Origin of the sequence: Lysinibacillus sp. FSL H8-0500 (assembly GCF_038051955.1) — a bacterium.
GTDB classification, from domain to species: domain Bacteria; phylum Bacillota; class Bacilli; order Bacillales_A; family Planococcaceae; genus Lysinibacillus; species Lysinibacillus macroides.
Genome location: NZ_CP150292.1, coordinates 454128 through 468392, shown reverse-complemented (window position 1 = coordinate 468392; position 14265 = coordinate 454128). Strand labels below are relative to the sequence as shown.

14 protein-coding genes and 2 pseudogenes are annotated in these 14265 nt (G+C 36.2%); 6 read left to right on the top strand and 10 right to left on the bottom strand.

The annotated features are described in order from the left end of the window. Positions 1–18: 18 nt before the first annotated feature. Positions 19–903, bottom strand: coding sequence for a LysR family transcriptional regulator (locus tag MHB44_RS02170; RefSeq protein ID WP_341301398.1), 885 nt, complete (start codon positions 901–903; stop codon positions 19–21). Between the two features lie 298 nt (positions 904–1201). Here MHB44_RS02170 and MHB44_RS02165 point away from each other — a divergent pair, with 298 nt between their 5' ends. The 3 genes and pseudogenes from MHB44_RS02165 to MHB44_RS02155 all read left to right on the top strand — a co-directional run. Further along, positions 1202–2515, top strand: coding sequence for a short-chain fatty acid transporter (locus MHB44_RS02165; RefSeq protein WP_341301397.1), 1314 nt, complete (start codon positions 1202–1204; stop codon positions 2513–2515). A 159-nt stretch (positions 2516–2674) separates the two neighbouring features. After that, positions 2675–2878, top strand: a pseudogene (locus tag MHB44_RS02160) (MerR family transcriptional regulator); the annotation flags it as partial. Positions 2879–3213: 335 nt separating this feature from the next. Beyond that, positions 3214–3542, top strand: a pseudogene (locus MHB44_RS02155) (hypothetical protein); the annotation flags it as partial. A gap of 68 nt (positions 3543–3610) precedes the next feature. Here MHB44_RS02155 and MHB44_RS02150 read toward each other — a convergent pair. Next, positions 3611–4249 (bottom strand): LysE family translocator, encoded by a 639-nt coding sequence (locus tag MHB44_RS02150; RefSeq protein WP_341301396.1) that lies wholly within the window; start codon positions 4247–4249, stop codon positions 3611–3613. 159 nt (positions 4250–4408) lie between these two features. Between MHB44_RS02150 and MHB44_RS02145 the strand changes: the two genes are divergently transcribed. Next, positions 4409–4831: an SRPBCC domain-containing protein gene (locus MHB44_RS02145; RefSeq protein WP_341301395.1), complete on the top strand. Its 423-nt coding sequence runs from the start codon at positions 4409–4411 to the stop codon at positions 4829–4831. Beyond that, positions 4831–5151, top strand: coding sequence for a metalloregulator ArsR/SmtB family transcription factor (locus MHB44_RS02140; RefSeq protein WP_341301394.1), 321 nt, complete (start codon positions 4831–4833; stop codon positions 5149–5151). The genes MHB44_RS02145 and MHB44_RS02140 overlap by 1 nt, the downstream gene beginning before the upstream one ends. Positions 5152–5191: 40 nt before the next feature. Here the strand turns inward: MHB44_RS02140 and MHB44_RS02135 are convergent, their stop codons facing one another. From MHB44_RS02135 to MHB44_RS02100, 8 genes are all read right to left on the bottom strand, one after another. Further along, a complete protein-coding gene (locus MHB44_RS02135; RefSeq protein WP_341301393.1) occupies positions 5192–5971 on the bottom strand; it encodes a YqhG family protein in 780 nt (259 codons plus the stop codon). Between the two features lie 17 nt (positions 5972–5988). Beyond that, on the bottom strand, positions 5989–7503 hold the full coding sequence (locus MHB44_RS02130; RefSeq protein WP_341301392.1) for an SNF2-related protein: 1515 nt from the start codon (positions 7501–7503) through the stop codon (positions 5989–5991). A 112-nt stretch (positions 7504–7615) separates the two neighbouring features. Further along, positions 7616–8665: an NAD(P)/FAD-dependent oxidoreductase gene (locus MHB44_RS02125; protein WP_341301391.1), complete on the bottom strand. Its 1050-nt coding sequence runs from the start codon at positions 8663–8665 to the stop codon at positions 7616–7618. A gap of 495 nt (positions 8666–9160) precedes the next feature. Further along, a complete protein-coding gene (locus MHB44_RS02120) occupies positions 9161–9847 on the bottom strand; it encodes a cyclase family protein (protein ID WP_341301390.1) in 687 nt (228 codons plus the stop codon). Beyond that, on the bottom strand, positions 9848–10912 hold the full coding sequence (locus tag MHB44_RS02115) for an alcohol dehydrogenase catalytic domain-containing protein (RefSeq protein WP_341301389.1): 1065 nt from the start codon (positions 10910–10912) through the stop codon (positions 9848–9850). A 16-nt stretch (positions 10913–10928) separates the two neighbouring features. Continuing rightward, the gene (locus MHB44_RS02110; RefSeq protein ID WP_341301388.1) at positions 10929–11795 is read right to left on the bottom strand and encodes a 3-hydroxyacyl-CoA dehydrogenase NAD-binding domain-containing protein; all 867 of its coding nucleotides are present in this window, start codon (positions 11793–11795) and stop codon (positions 10929–10931) included. A gap of 4 nt (positions 11796–11799) precedes the next feature. Beyond that, entirely contained in the window at positions 11800–12429 is a 630-nt protein-coding gene (locus MHB44_RS02105; protein WP_341301387.1) for a carboxymuconolactone decarboxylase family protein, read from the bottom strand. Between the two features lie 55 nt (positions 12430–12484). Beyond that, positions 12485–13816, bottom strand: coding sequence for a TIGR00366 family protein (locus MHB44_RS02100; protein ID WP_341301386.1), 1332 nt, complete (start codon positions 13814–13816; stop codon positions 12485–12487). A 109-nt stretch (positions 13817–13925) separates the two neighbouring features. Here MHB44_RS02100 and MHB44_RS02095 point away from each other — a divergent pair, with 109 nt between their 5' ends. After that, on the top strand, positions 13926–14252 hold the full coding sequence (locus tag MHB44_RS02095; protein WP_341301385.1) for a DUF3870 domain-containing protein: 327 nt from the start codon (positions 13926–13928) through the stop codon (positions 14250–14252). Positions 14253–14265 lie beyond the last annotated feature (13 nt).

Sequence of the window (14265 nt, the reverse complement as noted above, 5' to 3'; positions counted from 1 at the left end):
ATTCCTAGTACGAATAAATCAAATTTCCTCCTTCATGCATATCATTTGGAGTAGCTGCTTTAAAGCATAGGATTGATAGGTATTTTTTTTCGTGATAATGCCTAAACGCCAAGGCATATTAAAATTATCAAGGGGAATAATTTTCACATTGCCATTTGTTTGCTTGGCTGCAATAGAATATGGTAGCAACGTTATCCCTAAATTGGAGGATACAAGTTCTACGATTAAATCCCACTGGGAGCTTTTATAGCCTACTACTGGTGTAAATCCAACACTTTTACATGATTTAATGACATAATCATGTAACGTAAATTCCTCTGCAAAAAGAATAAATGTTTCATCTTTTAATTGTTGTAGCTGAATTGAATCTTGCTGTGCCAGTGGATGAGATTCATTGATAAAAACAAAAAATTGATCCTCCACAAACGGGTGAATTAAAAACTTCCTTTCATCTGTGGGCAATACAACAATTCCCATATCGACTTCCCCATTTTCTACAAGTGATCCAACTGTCTTAGCTCCTCTCTCCACAAGCTCTAAATGGACATTTGGATAGGTTTGGTGGAATTTTCTAGCGATTTCTGGGAAAAATAAAGTTCCAATTAAAGGTGGAATTCCTAGCTTAATGGAGCCTGTTGTAATATTTAATAAATCATCCAATAAAATATGTAAATCTTGCACAGATCGTATGATTTTTTGCCCCTGCTTAAACACAATTTTACCTGCATCTGTTAGTTCTATATGACGTGTAGACCTGTTTAATAGCTCAACATGTAATGTGTCCTCTAATTTTTTTATACTTTTGCTTAATGAGGGCTGAGATACAAATGATTCATTTGCAGCCTTGGTAAAGCTCCCATGTTCAACCACCGCCATAAAAGCTTTTAAATCCCGTAATTCCATATAAATCTCCCTACTTATTCTAATTTGTTATAAAAAGTATGCAAAATGTATTGATGAGTAATAACTTCTTTTCTTTCATTTTTAGCCTTGAAATAATAGCGACGAATATAGTAATGACAAGGCTTTATTATTTATTATAACAATATTTGTTCATATAAAATTTGAAATAATCTATAAACAACTTATTCTATTTTAAGTTCTATTCGTTGTCCTTCGTTCCATTTTTCTCTTTATTTAGCCATTTTTCTATGCAATATTATCAATAGGAGATGGCAGAAAAAGAAAGGGGATTTGTATCATGAAAACTTTAACAAGAATTTCAAATGCTATTATGGAAAAATATTTACCTGACCCATACATATTTGTCACTATACTCACAGTATTAGTGTTATTATTAGGGGTTACTTTAACGGATTCTTCCCCACTCGATATGGTGACATATTGGGGAGATGGCTTCTGGGGCCTACTATCATTTACAATGCAGATGGTCATTGTCTTGGCAGCAGGTCATATTTTAGCAAATAGTCCTATTTTTAAAAGCGCTTTATCAACATTAGCAAGTAAAATAAAAACACCAAGTATGGCTATTATTATTGTGACCTTTGTTTCACTAATTGCATGCTGGATTAACTGGGGATTTGGACTAGTAATCGGCGCTCTCTTTGCAAAGGAAATTGCTCGTTATGTTAAAAAGGTAGACTATCGTCTGTTAATAGCAAGTGCTTACTCAGGTTTTGTAATTTGGCATGGCGGTCTAGCTGGCTCTGTTCCACTATCTATTGCAACCGAAGGACACCCATTTGCAGATATTATGGGTGTAGTGCCTACAAATATAACGCTTTTTTCAACGTATAACTTATTTATTGTCATTGTTATTGTCTTAACTTTACCTTTCTTTAATCGTTGGATGATGCCTAAGGAAAAAGATGTGGTGGAAGTTGATCCTGTTCTGCTAGTGGAAGATAAAACAGAGCTGCCAAAGCCTGAAAATAATTTTGCAAGCCGTTCTGAGCGAAGCTATATTTTAACGATTCTAATTGGTTTAATTGGACTTGGTTATTTATGCCATCATTTTATAACAAAAGGCTTTGTGCTTGACTTAAATGTTGTGAATACAATCTTTATTGTGCTAGGTATTATTTTTCATGGTACACCTCAACGTTTTCTTGCTGCTGCCCAGGATGCCATTAAAACAACCACAGGCATTGTCTTTCAGTTTCCGTTTTATGCAGGAATTATGGGAATGATGACCGCTTCCGGGTTAGCTGCTGTATTTTCAGAGTGGTTTGTAAATATTTCAAATGAAAATACGTTTTACTTATTTTCTTTCTATGCAGCGGGTCTTGTTAATTTCTTTGTACCTTCTGGCGGTGGGCAATGGGCAGTGCAAGCCCCTATTATGCTAGATGCTGCTACATCTCTTGGGGCAGATTATGCAAAAACGGCGATGGCGATTGCATGGGGAGATGCGTGGACAAATATGATCCAGCCATTCTGGGCTTTACCAGCTCTTGCTATTGCTGGCTTAAAAGCGAAGGATATTATGGGCTTCTGTTTATTTATTTTAATTTTTACGGGAATTATTATTAGCCTTGGTCTTCTATTCTTCTAATAGACCTTCACGAACATACAGATAGCTGTATGTTCGTGAAGGTTTTTATTGTAATTCCCTCCTCCTCTACTCCTTTTTCAAAATTTCCACTTTTCTCCTTGCTTCTCACGTTACGTTAGCTTTTACAATGGAGTTAATAAGGTTCAAGGAGGTCATAGAATGTCCATACAATATTCGATTGGGGAGTTTGCTAAAAAAACGGGGATGACGATTCGAGCATTACGCTATTACGATGAAATAAATTTATTAAAGCCATTCTATATATCGCCAACTGGCAGACGCTTTTATACAGAGGACAATATTATGCAGTTACAAAAGATTGTATCTCTTAAATTTTTAGGCTACCCATTGGAAAAAATTCACAAGCTGATTCATTTACAAAATTGGGATTTACAGGAGTCATTAGAATTCCAAAGGCATGAGATGATACAAAAAAGAGACCATCTAAATCGGGTTATTCGTGCATTAGATCATGCTTTATTTATAATGGAGGAGCAAAATACGATAGACGCAACTATATTTATGTCCCTTATTCACAATATTCATAAGGAAGAAGAACAAAAGGAATGGTTCACAAACTATCTTCCGAAAGAGGCCGTTGAAAAAATGTTTGATCTACCTGAAGAAAAGTATATGGAGTTGAACAATGAAATAACCTCTCTTTTTAGTGAGCTAAAAGCAGCTTATGGGCAGGATCCAGAAAGCCCATATGTTCAAGCATTGCTAAAGCAATACTTCGATTTAGCCTTGGTTATTTACCCTGAGACTTTTGAGCTTATGGAGAATCTTGAATACCTCTAATCTCGATAGCGAATCAGAGTTGCTTGTTCAAAAAGCATTGCAAAAATTAATGGTGAATCGTACAACCCTTGTAATTGCTCATCGTCTTTCAACAGTATTGGAAGCAGATCAAATCGTTGTGTTAGAGAGCGGCTCTATCACGGGTGTTGGTACACACGATGAATTGCTACGGACACATACATTTTATGAAAAGTTAGCGAAGCAACAATTAAAAAATCCTTCATAAAGTAAAGCTGTCTGGTAAGATAAAGTCTTTTCCGACAGCTTAAGCTTCTATTTAGAAATTTTGCAGATTTAATGAGCCTTTTCAAATGCTAACTTAATACCAAAGCCGATCAGGACTGCCCCTGTCAATCCTTCAATAACAGCCTTTGTCGTTGGTTTTTTCATAAAGGCACTAATTTTATCCAAAAGGTATACATAGAACACAAACCATAAGGCTGTTAAAGCGATATACATTAGCCCCATCATTAGGAAAGGTAGGAAGGTATCGCTCTTGCCATCTACAAACTGAGGAAGAAATGTTAGAAAAAATACAGCAACCTTTGGATTCGTTATGTTTGTGAGAAAACCTTGCTTAAAGCAAGATTGCTGTGCATATTTATGGTCTATATTCGCCTCATCCTGTGTAACAGGTGATTGTGTACGAATTGTTCGAAGTGCCCACAGTGTTTTTATCCCTAAATAACATAAATAAATAGCACCAACATATTTTAAAATGGCGAATATATAGGCTGATTTTACAATAATTGCAGAAAGCCCAATTACAGCTGCACATGTATGAATTAACAAGCCACAGCAGCAGCCAATTATCGTCTGCAAACCTCCTTTTCTACTTACAGTCACTGTGTTTTTAGTGGCAATTGCCGTATCAGGACCAGGTAAAATAATCAGCAAAATGCACATAATTAAGAAAACAGATAGATTGACCATATCATTTCCCCTCCCTCTATCAGAAAATTATAAAAAATATTGTAGCATACATATTCACTAACAAAAAGAGGTTAATTTATTTCCATTGACATATAACCATAAGGTGTTATATGTTTGTAACACCTTATGGTTATATTTTAAAATAAAGGAGTTATCCAGATGACTGAACAATTGCAGAATATTGTTAAAACAATTACGCTCAATGCCTCTATCGAAAAAGTATGGGAAACGGTAGCAACAGCTGACAAGATTGCTACCTGGTTTATGCCAAATGATTTTCAGCCTATTGAAGGTCATGAATTTACGATACAATCGCCTTTTGGTCCATCATCTTGTAAAGTAGAGCGCGTAGATGCACCTCATTTTCTACGTTTTACTTGGGATCAAGATGGCTGGTTTGTAACGTTTGGGCTAAAACAAGTAGGTCAGCAAACAGAATTTACCTTAACACATGGCGGTTGGAAGGAAGCTTCGCATACGATTCCTAAAGCCAATTTAACGGCTGAGGCTGTACGAAAAAATATGGATGGCGGCTGGACAATGATTGTTCACCAAAAATTAAAAGAAGCTGTGGAAGTCTAATGGCACAGGCAGCAGTTCAATACGATGTTTTTCAAGCAATTGCTGATCCCACAAGACGCAATGTTTTACAGCTTCTTGCTAAAAGTGATAGGCCTATCTCCAATATTGCTGAGCATTTTGCTATTAGCCGAACTGCTATTGTCAAGCATTTAAAAATATTAGAGCAGGCTCAGCTCGTCTCTGCTCAAAAAAAGGGTCGAGAAAAAATCTATACACTGCATACAGAACGTTTAAAAGAAATTGAAGACTGGCTCCACTACTTTGATTTATTCTGGAATAATAAATTAGCTCAGCTTCAAAGCTTGGTGGAGGATCATTAATAATAAAAAGGAGCTGCTCTTATAACAGGCAGCTCCTAGCTTAAAATAGGTAAAAAATTCCCCCATTAATAATCTCTATTTTAATTTTAGATGCATATTGCTCCTCTAACGCCTTTCTTTCAATTTCATAGCATTCAGGTTTATCGTCCACACCCTCATAGAAATAATCCAGTACACGTTGGTCTCGTTGCCAGCGCTTTTGTGCTTCAATCGCCCATGAATGATCATCCTGTTCAATTATTTTGTCGATAGTCGCTTTTAATCTTTCAAGTGCTCGAATCGGCTTAATAATATATTGCACATGAAATACATTTTCTGCGGGTTCCGTATCAAACTCAGAGGCACAAATCATATCATGAAAATCCTCCTTGATAACACCTGTCAATAAATTAATACCAAATGAATAAAGCATTTCCTTTGTACGATCACAGCAGTAGGAAACTTTAAAATTAACACCTAGCCAAGGTGTTAAAATCACCTGTCCCATATCACGTTCAACCTTTTCAAACAATTGAACATAAGCACCAAGCTCTCTTGTTGCTTGAAATAATCGATTTAAACGTGGCGAACCATAATGAATAGCTTCTCCAAATAAATTGCCAGCCATAGCAGCTTGATTGGTAATAAAGGTGACTTGTGCTGGATTTGGCTCACTATTGGTAGCCTCTATATACTGCCAATAAAATGGTCTATTCATAATTCTTTTATCAATATCTACTGTTAATTGTACGGTTAAATAGTGATCCTCTTCCCCTAAAATCGCACAATTATTTTCCGTGAAAAATTCCTTTAAATAATGCTGGACCTGCTGCGGATACATAGCTTGTTCTCCTCATCTTATACAGATTCTTTAAAGTTTGTTAAAATAGCGTCTAAATCACCAACTACTTTTTCGAATACATCAATTTTTGTATGAAGTAATGCCAAGATTTTTTCTTCAATCGTATTTTCAATCGCAAGATTATAGATATGGACGTCATGCTCCTGTCCCAAACGATGGACACGACCAATACGTTGCTCTAGCTTCATCGGATTCCATGGTAAATCATAATTAATCACATGATGACAAAATTGCAGGTTTATCCCCTCTCCACCTGCCTCTGTTGCAATAAGCACCTGTGCTCTCTCTTTAAATAGATGCTTCATATAATCTCGTTTACTTTTATTAAACTTACCATTAAACAGCACACTTGTTATGCCATTAGCATGTAAATACCATTGCAAATAAATTTGCGTAGCACGATATTCTGTAAAAATAATAACCTTGTCATTTGCTTGTTTAACAATTTCTAGCGTTTTTTGTGCCTTTGAATTCACTTCCAAGGCCAGTAATTTTGCTAAAATGTCTTCAATTTCTTTGGGTTGTACATGCTCTTCTAGCATATTTGTAAGCGTAAGAGCTGTCGCTTCTTTACTGCTACACATTTCCTTTTGAAGGGTAATTAGTGAAAATGAACCTGCACCTTCGAGAGCTCCAAGTATATCGTAAACTTCTCTTTCTTCATCTGTAAATGTAATTGGCACAATTTGGACACAGCGCTTTGTCCATTCAATCCCTGTATCCTCCCGCCGATTTCTTACCATTACCTGATTGACCAATTCTTTTAAATAATCATCATGTTCTAAATGATGTTTACTAGCTGAGAAGGCGGATTGGAATGTATCATAATTCCCTAAATGACCAGGCTTTAATAAAGAAATTAAATAATATAATTCAAAGACATCATTTTGAATAGGTGTAGCCGTTAATAATAGGCAAAACTTTTTCTTTAATCCTTGTACAAATTCATAAATTTGCGTTTTATTATTTTTTAATTTATGTGCCTCATCAATAATAATCATGTCATATTCCTGCTCATAAATACGTTCTTTATGGGGGCTCTTTTTGGCGGTATCCATACTCATAATTAATACATCATAACGCTCGATTGGACAATTTTTTTTATAAGCTACAGCAGGTATATGAAATTTACTATTTAATTCTTCAATCCACTGATTAATAAGAGAGGCTGGTGCTAAAATTAATGCCCTTTTGACAAGACCTCGAATTAAATACTCCTTTAAAATCAAGCCTGCTTCAATCGTTTTACCAAGACCCACCTCATCCGCTAGAATAGCTTTACCATTCATGCGTTCAATAACCGTTTCAGCCGCTTCGAGCTGGTGCTTCAGCGGCTTTAAATTGGGTAAATATTTTGTTGCCTGTAATCCTGTAAAATCAGGAATCAATTTCATTTTCACTGTATCATAGCTCATCTTATATAATGTCCAGCTCTGCCATTGTTCAAGATGATTTAATCGATTATTAAAGCCTTCTTCCCATTCAGATGACCTTTCGATGATCATAATCATCACCTCATATTATTATTTCTAGCTTAGGTTATCCAAAAAAGAGAAAGCTATGTTCTTTTAACAAAAAAACACCGAATGAACGTTATTTTTTCATTCGGTGCTATACTATAGTTTATTTTAAGCTTTCCTGTAATAGCTTGCGATTACGTTGTTTGAAAATATCGTTATGCGATGATACAATGCCCCCCTCAGATGCGTCAGGCTGAATATACTTCTTCGCACTATTTACAGCGTGAAGAGCATCATGGAAGGCTGCGGCAATTAAATGGATTTTGCCATCGTGATGCAAAATATCTCCTGCGGCATAAAGACCAGGGATGGATGATTCACTATTAATCGTACCTGCAATGAAATAGTCATTTTTGCGCTCAATGGCTAACGGGCTATTATCTAACAGCTCTTTATCACGGACATAGCCATGGCTGATAACAACCTCATCGACTGGAATTTCTGTTACCGTTCCTGTTTCATGATTCGTTAAAGATATCGCTTTTATCATGCCTGCTTGATCGTCTGCAATGAGCTTAGTAATTTCAGAGTTAAAATGACATTCAATTGTACTATTTGCTAGCTCGGTAATTTGAGCCTCATGTGCGGATAATGTATCCTTTCGATAGGTTAAATAGACCTTGGATGCTACCTCCGTTAACTCTAATGCCCAGTCTACTGCTGTATTACCGCCACCAGAAATAATAACCGCTTTATCCTTAAATTTTTCATAGGATTTAATTGTGTAATTTAAATTTGATACTTCAAAGCGTTCAGCGCCCTCAATCTCAATTTTTTGAGGATTCAGGATGCCACCACCGATCGCAACAATAACAGTTTTGGAATAATGAATATTTCCTGACTCGGCTGTTATCACAAAAATGCCTTCTTCATTTTTAGCAATGGACAGTACTTTTTCATCTGTATAAATAGAAGGGTTAAATGTTAAAGCTTGCTCCACTAATTGCTTAATTAATTGGCCTCCTGAAATCGGCGTTACACCGCCAACATCCCAAATCATTTTTTCTGGGTACACATGAATTTTCCCGCCAAGCTGTGGCTGTGATTCAATAAGCTTTGTTTTCATTTCACGTAAACCACAGTAAAAGCTTGCATATAAGCCGGCTGGTCCTCCACCAATTATCGTTACATCATATAATTCTTGTTCTAACAATGCTAAGCACACCCTTCATCGTATTAGTATTTATTTCAACAATAGCTCTCACCACTGTACTTATTTAACTCCTCCTATAGCCATTATACGATAATGATAATCATTATCAAACAAAATTATTAATAAATTCTTATATTTTCTAGTATTCTAATGAAAGTTAGGCTTTAGACATTGAAAAATAAGCGCATGGGGAGCTACTAGTGAGGTATTAAAGGTATACAGAATGGAGGAAATAAGCTGGTTTTGGCTAGTTGAGACAAAAGCACAGGGGTAGATATAAAAGAGTATCACCCACTATAAAAAAACTGAGGGCACTGAAAAAATTAAGCTTCTTAAAAAATTCATTAAAAATATAGATTTTTAAACCTCGCTACATTTTCCAGTGCCTTACAGATTTTATTGTAAAGCTCTTATTTATTGAGTGCATAAAGATTACTTAATTAATCTTTCATTATCAACTGTCTGTTAGCTTCATCATTATATCCATAATCTTACTTATTTAGGTGCAATAAATGCAACTGCTCTTACTGGGGAAGCTGTTGCATTTTTTAATTTAAGTGGCAAAGCCATAAATGTAAAACGTTCATGTAAAGGCAATTGTTCAAGATTTACTAGGTTTTCTACTATATAAATAGGTGCACTTAGCAGCTTTAAATGTACTTCTCTTTTCATATTATCATGGACATCTATATTCGCTAAATCAAGACCTATACATTTTACTTGCCTTTCCAGTAACCAATTTCCTGCACAAGTAGCAAAGGCATGCTCTGTAAAAAAGCCATCCTCTCCCCATTGTGCCGTACGTGTTCTTACAAGTACAATATCATCTGGCTGTACCTTAATTCCTTGTCTTTGCTCAGCCTTTGTTAGCATATCTGCTGTTACTGGCTCATCAGGTGCTTTTACAGAGGAGACATCCAGTAGTACTGCTTGACCATATGTTTTAGTTAAATCCATTTCTGCTGTGGACTCTCCACCTCTAATAAAATGAATTGGTGCATCAATATGTGTGCCACTATGATCAGACATACGTAAAAAGCGAGATTCAAATCCTTCACACGGTACTGTATAACGATGACCTGAGTTTTCAAACGTAGATTCAGGTTGAATGGCAATTGGCGGATGTGATGTGTAAGAGACTAGGCCATCAAAAATTTCTAAAGTTAAATCAATGATCTTCATTTAAATTTCCTCCTTAAAATCTATAACTACTTTTCCATTCACTTTATTTAATGCGCTTTCAAAGCCATATAAACTTTCACGAAATGGTACAGTTTGCGCAACTAATTGCTGGAATGGATAGGCTGGATTTGCTGCCATTTGCAACACTGCCTTATAATTGGTTGGTGTAATCCCATAACTTCCTTTAATCATTATTTCTCCACGCACTATTTGGTCCATTGGTACAGAAAATTTGGCTGCATTAATACCTACAAGTACAAGCTGTCCACCTCGTTTTAGTAAACGAATGGCTTCACTTGGAATTGAAGGATGCCCTGAACAATCAATAATCGCATCATAGCCTGAAAATTGAGGGTAAATCAGGTCATTTGTCGAGGTGAATACGGCTTGTACACCTATATCCTGTGCCAATTGTAGGCGACTTTGATCCTGTGGTATACCGAGCATATGAATTTTTTGATTGCCCTCTCCAACTAGTATCGCCGCAGCACCTAATCCGATTGGTCCCGGTCCAACGATTAAAATAGATTTATTGACATAATCAGGAACCTTTAGTACGGCTGTATAGCTTACGGCTAATGCCTCAGAAATAGCGGCTACCTCATCTGTAACCGCATCGTCAATAATAATGACATTATTGCTGTCTACAATCATATATTCAGCCATACCACCAGCCTCACGGAATCCATAACGCAATGCCTCAGTAGGTGTTTTAATAAATTTATAATCATTAAAATCACAGCAATTTGTATCGCCTCGCTTACAAAAATCACAAATACCACAGCTTTTATATGGATTAATGACTACTCTTTTCTGAACAAGAGACTGCTCTACATCTGTGCCAGTAGCAATAATTACCCCCGTTACCTCATGCCCTAATACGAGTGGATAATTCACCCAGCTATAGCCATCATGACCATCATACATATGCAGATCACTGCCACATATTCCAACTGCATTGACCTTTAGCAAGCATTCATTACTTTTTAATGTAGGAATTGTATATGTGGTAAATTGAATATCCTTTTTCTTTGGAGAGCATTTCACTAATGCCTGATATTCCATAATATCGTGTCAACTCCTAATCTTTTTTTATTCGTTTGATGATATCAATTAATGTCTTTTCCTTTTGTGTTAAGTATTGTTGTTTATCGATGGATGACCAGTCATAAAAACCCTGATTAGACTTCATACCAAAATGCTTGGCATTTATTTTATCCTGATGGATCGCAAGTGGTGTTGTACGGTTCTCTAATGTTGGATAGACATAATTTACAATCGCAAAATGTGTATCTAACCCATTAATGTCTCGCTGCTCCAATGGTCCTGTATCTGCTAAGCGAACACCTAAACTCATTTTTGCAATAAAATCCAGCTCTTCAGCAGTCACAATCCCCTTCTCAACGATCGACATTGCCTCCCTCGCAAGCGCACTTTGTAAGCGGTTTGCTACAAAACCCTCAATCTCTCGCTTTAACAGCACTGGCTTTTTCTCAACATCCTGTAAAAATTGCATAACCTCATTTGCTTTTTCCTTGGATGTATAGGGACTAGGAATTACCTCTACCAAGGGAGTTATATGGGCTGGCGAAAAGAAATGAGTGCCAATTAAACGTTCCTTATGCACCATCTTTTTAGCAACGTCACTAATCAGATAGCTTGAGGTATTCGTGCAAAATAGGACATTTTCATCAAATATTAAATCTAATTGTTCAAATAAATTTTGTTTAACCTGAAGATTTTCCGTAACCGCTTCGATGACATAGGTTACATCTATTTTTTCAAGCTGCTGTATAAACGTAATATTGGATAAGTCCGACTGCTCCTTTAGCTGTTGCAGCCTATCCTGATTAGGCTCATATACAAGGACACTTACATGATATTGTGCCAAATATTTGGCTATAGCTGAGCCCATAAAGCCACCACCAATAATTAATACCTTGTGCATAAAGTCAATCCCCCTCTGCATCATGCCAAACAGCTTTGATGCCTACTGCATATATACATAAAGCCTTGATCTCTGCAAATATTGCAGTATCTGCACCAAGCATTGCAGCATTTGCTTTATGAATGGAAATTCCCTTATCATAAGCATCACATACATTAATAGCATAGAGTAGTAATTCCTTTAACAATCGCGATACCGCTCCATCACGTAGCGAAGTCGTCCGAAGATTACTATACTTCAATAACGTATCTGGTGCATAATTAATTAAATATTGAATCCAAGTTGGTAAGACTTCAAATTCTGATTGATAGTAGTCTATACATTCTTGCTGTGAGAAAAATAATATAGCTTCACCCTCCTGTTGTTTAGGTAAAACCTTGTCACCAGAAAGGTTTATGGCATACGTAATCGCCTCTATACCTGATAACCAAGTAGGAATTCCTCTCGAAATAATTGCTGAGGCAATAAGCTCTGCAATTTCAGCAACACTATTTCCTGCTTCAACTGCCTGCTCTACAAAATACAGCATTTGTTTTTCTTCACGTCTTGCAGCAAATAAACCTACTGTTAATAATGTTTTATTCTTTTTGGTTAAGGCTCCCTCTGTTAAAAGAGCCTGATACATCATGGACATTCATACGCCTCCTTGTATAAAAAGCCTTTGCCATCTACAAAGGCTTTCTAATTATTTAAAATAGATAAGACCAAGCTAAAGTAGCAATGATATAAATAATCCCCACATAGAACATAATCATAACAAGGAAGCCCATAATATCTTTTAGCTTTAAGCGAGACAATGCTAATGCTGGTAAAATCCAAAACGGTTGCACCAAATCATTCCAAGCATTACCGAGCATAACGGACATGGATGTTTCCGCTAAAGATGTTCCTAACTCTTTCGCTGCATCAATCATAAAAGGTCCTTGGACTGCCCAGTGCCCACCTGCTGAAGGTGCAAAGAAGTTAATAAAGAATGAACTAATCAGCCCCCAAAATGGCAGAGTTTGTTCATTTGATAGATCAACAAATACCTTAGCAATTGTATCTACTAAACCTGAGGCAGCCATAATTGCCATAATCCCTGCGTAAAACGGGAATTGTAGAATAATCCCTGAAATAGTTTTAATACCATCTGCTAAATGCTCAATATAACGTGCTGGTGTACCAAGTAAAATAATACCTATGAATAAAATGACGAAGTTTAAAATATTTAAGTTTAATGAATTACCTTGCGTGAAATAAATCACAATGTAAATTAGCCCTAACACACCAATTGTATATGCTAAAATACGGCTATTATTTAATTTGTTTGCTAATGTATTATCTTCTAACATATTTGATGTTGTTTTTGGCTTATCTGCATATAATGCCGGATCAATTTCAATCACATTCTCAGGATTTTTCGGATGCAGCATTGCATTAAATAACGGTAATGTAATCAAAAGAACAATTGTCGTTAAAATCATCGGTAGACTAAAAATTGTTTCCGATAATGTAATCAAGCCCATTGAGTCTTCTAGGAAATGACCTGGTGTTGAAATTAAAATCGGAATGGATGCTGATATACCCAAGCCGTAGAACGTAAATCCTGAATACGCTGCTGCAATAATAAGTGGATAGTGAACACCCTTTACCTGTAATGCTAATTTTTTAGCAATAATACCACCGATTACTAGACCAAAGCCCCAGTTCAAATAGCTACCAATCCCACCAACAAGCGTTGCAACGATAATAGCCATTTTAGGCGTATGCACCATACTAGCAATTCTATTTAATAATCGATCTGTAACAGGTGCAGTTGCTAATACATAGCCCATTGCCAAAATAACAGCCATCTGTGTTGTAAAGGCTAATAAATCCCAAAAACCGCCACCCCAAGCAGTTGTTAAATCTATAAAGCTAATGTCCTCAATTAACAGTGCCAAAACAAAGGTTAATAACGTAAGTCCAATAGCAAATACAAATGGATCTGGTAAATACCTCTTCATGATTTCCGTGAAAAAATTTGTTAACTTTTCCAAACTAATTCCCCCTTGATTTGTTATACTGGGTAATTTTCGTAAGATGCACTGCCACATGTAAAACATGATAAAATAGAATTATCATTTATACATTTTGGAGGTTATTTTCTTGCAAAAATTAACGAGTATTTTAGTGACTGCTTATGCCAAAGCACCCCAAGGCACGTCCATGTATGAAATGTACAAGCATGCTGGTATTGTTTTAGAGATTGATAAAGAAACACATAAAATCATTAATGCAGAGTTCACCTTTATCACTGGGCTTGCACAAGATTTCTTTAAAAGGATGCTGGTTGGCTTTGATTTTACAACTAATATTGATGATTTAATTGCCCGTGTCGATGAGCACTATTATGCTCCATCCAGCGGCTCCGTTGCAGTTGCATTAAAGTCTGCACAAAAGCGATACCTAGAAAAAATACAAAAAGATCATTAACCTACTAGCACCG

Excerpts from the sequence above, each read along its gene's own strand:
- MHB44_RS02170 (WP_341301398.1), bottom strand. The coding sequence starts at position 903 with ATGGAATTACGGGATTTAAAAGCTTTTATGGCGGTGGTTGAACATGGG.
- MHB44_RS02165 (WP_341301397.1), top strand. The coding sequence starts at position 1,202 with ATGAAAACTTTAACAAGAATTTCAAATGCTATTATGGAAAAATATTTA.
- MHB44_RS02150 (WP_341301396.1), bottom strand. The coding sequence starts at position 4,249 with ATGGTCAATCTATCTGTTTTCTTAATTATGTGCATTTTGCTGATTATT.
- MHB44_RS02145 (WP_341301395.1), top strand. The coding sequence starts at position 4,409 with ATGACTGAACAATTGCAGAATATTGTTAAAACAATTACGCTCAATGCC.
- MHB44_RS02140 (WP_341301394.1), top strand. The coding sequence starts at position 4,831 with ATGGCACAGGCAGCAGTTCAATACGATGTTTTTCAAGCAATTGCTGAT.
- MHB44_RS02135 (WP_341301393.1), bottom strand. The coding sequence starts at position 5,971 with ATGTATCCGCAGCAGGTCCAGCATTATTTAAAGGAATTTTTCACGGAA.
- MHB44_RS02130 (WP_341301392.1), bottom strand. The coding sequence starts at position 7,503 with ATGATTATGATCATCGAAAGGTCATCTGAATGGGAAGAAGGCTTTAAT.
- MHB44_RS02120 (WP_341301390.1), bottom strand. The coding sequence starts at position 9,847 with ATGAAGATCATTGATTTAACTTTAGAAATTTTTGATGGCCTAGTCTCT.
- MHB44_RS02115 (WP_341301389.1), bottom strand. The coding sequence starts at position 10,912 with ATGGAATATCAGGCATTAGTGAAATGCTCTCCAAAGAAAAAGGATATT.
- MHB44_RS02110 (WP_341301388.1), bottom strand. The coding sequence starts at position 11,795 with ATGCACAAGGTATTAATTATTGGTGGTGGCTTTATGGGCTCAGCTATA.
- MHB44_RS02105 (WP_341301387.1), bottom strand. The coding sequence starts at position 12,429 with ATGTCCATGATGTATCAGGCTCTTTTAACAGAGGGAGCCTTAACCAAA.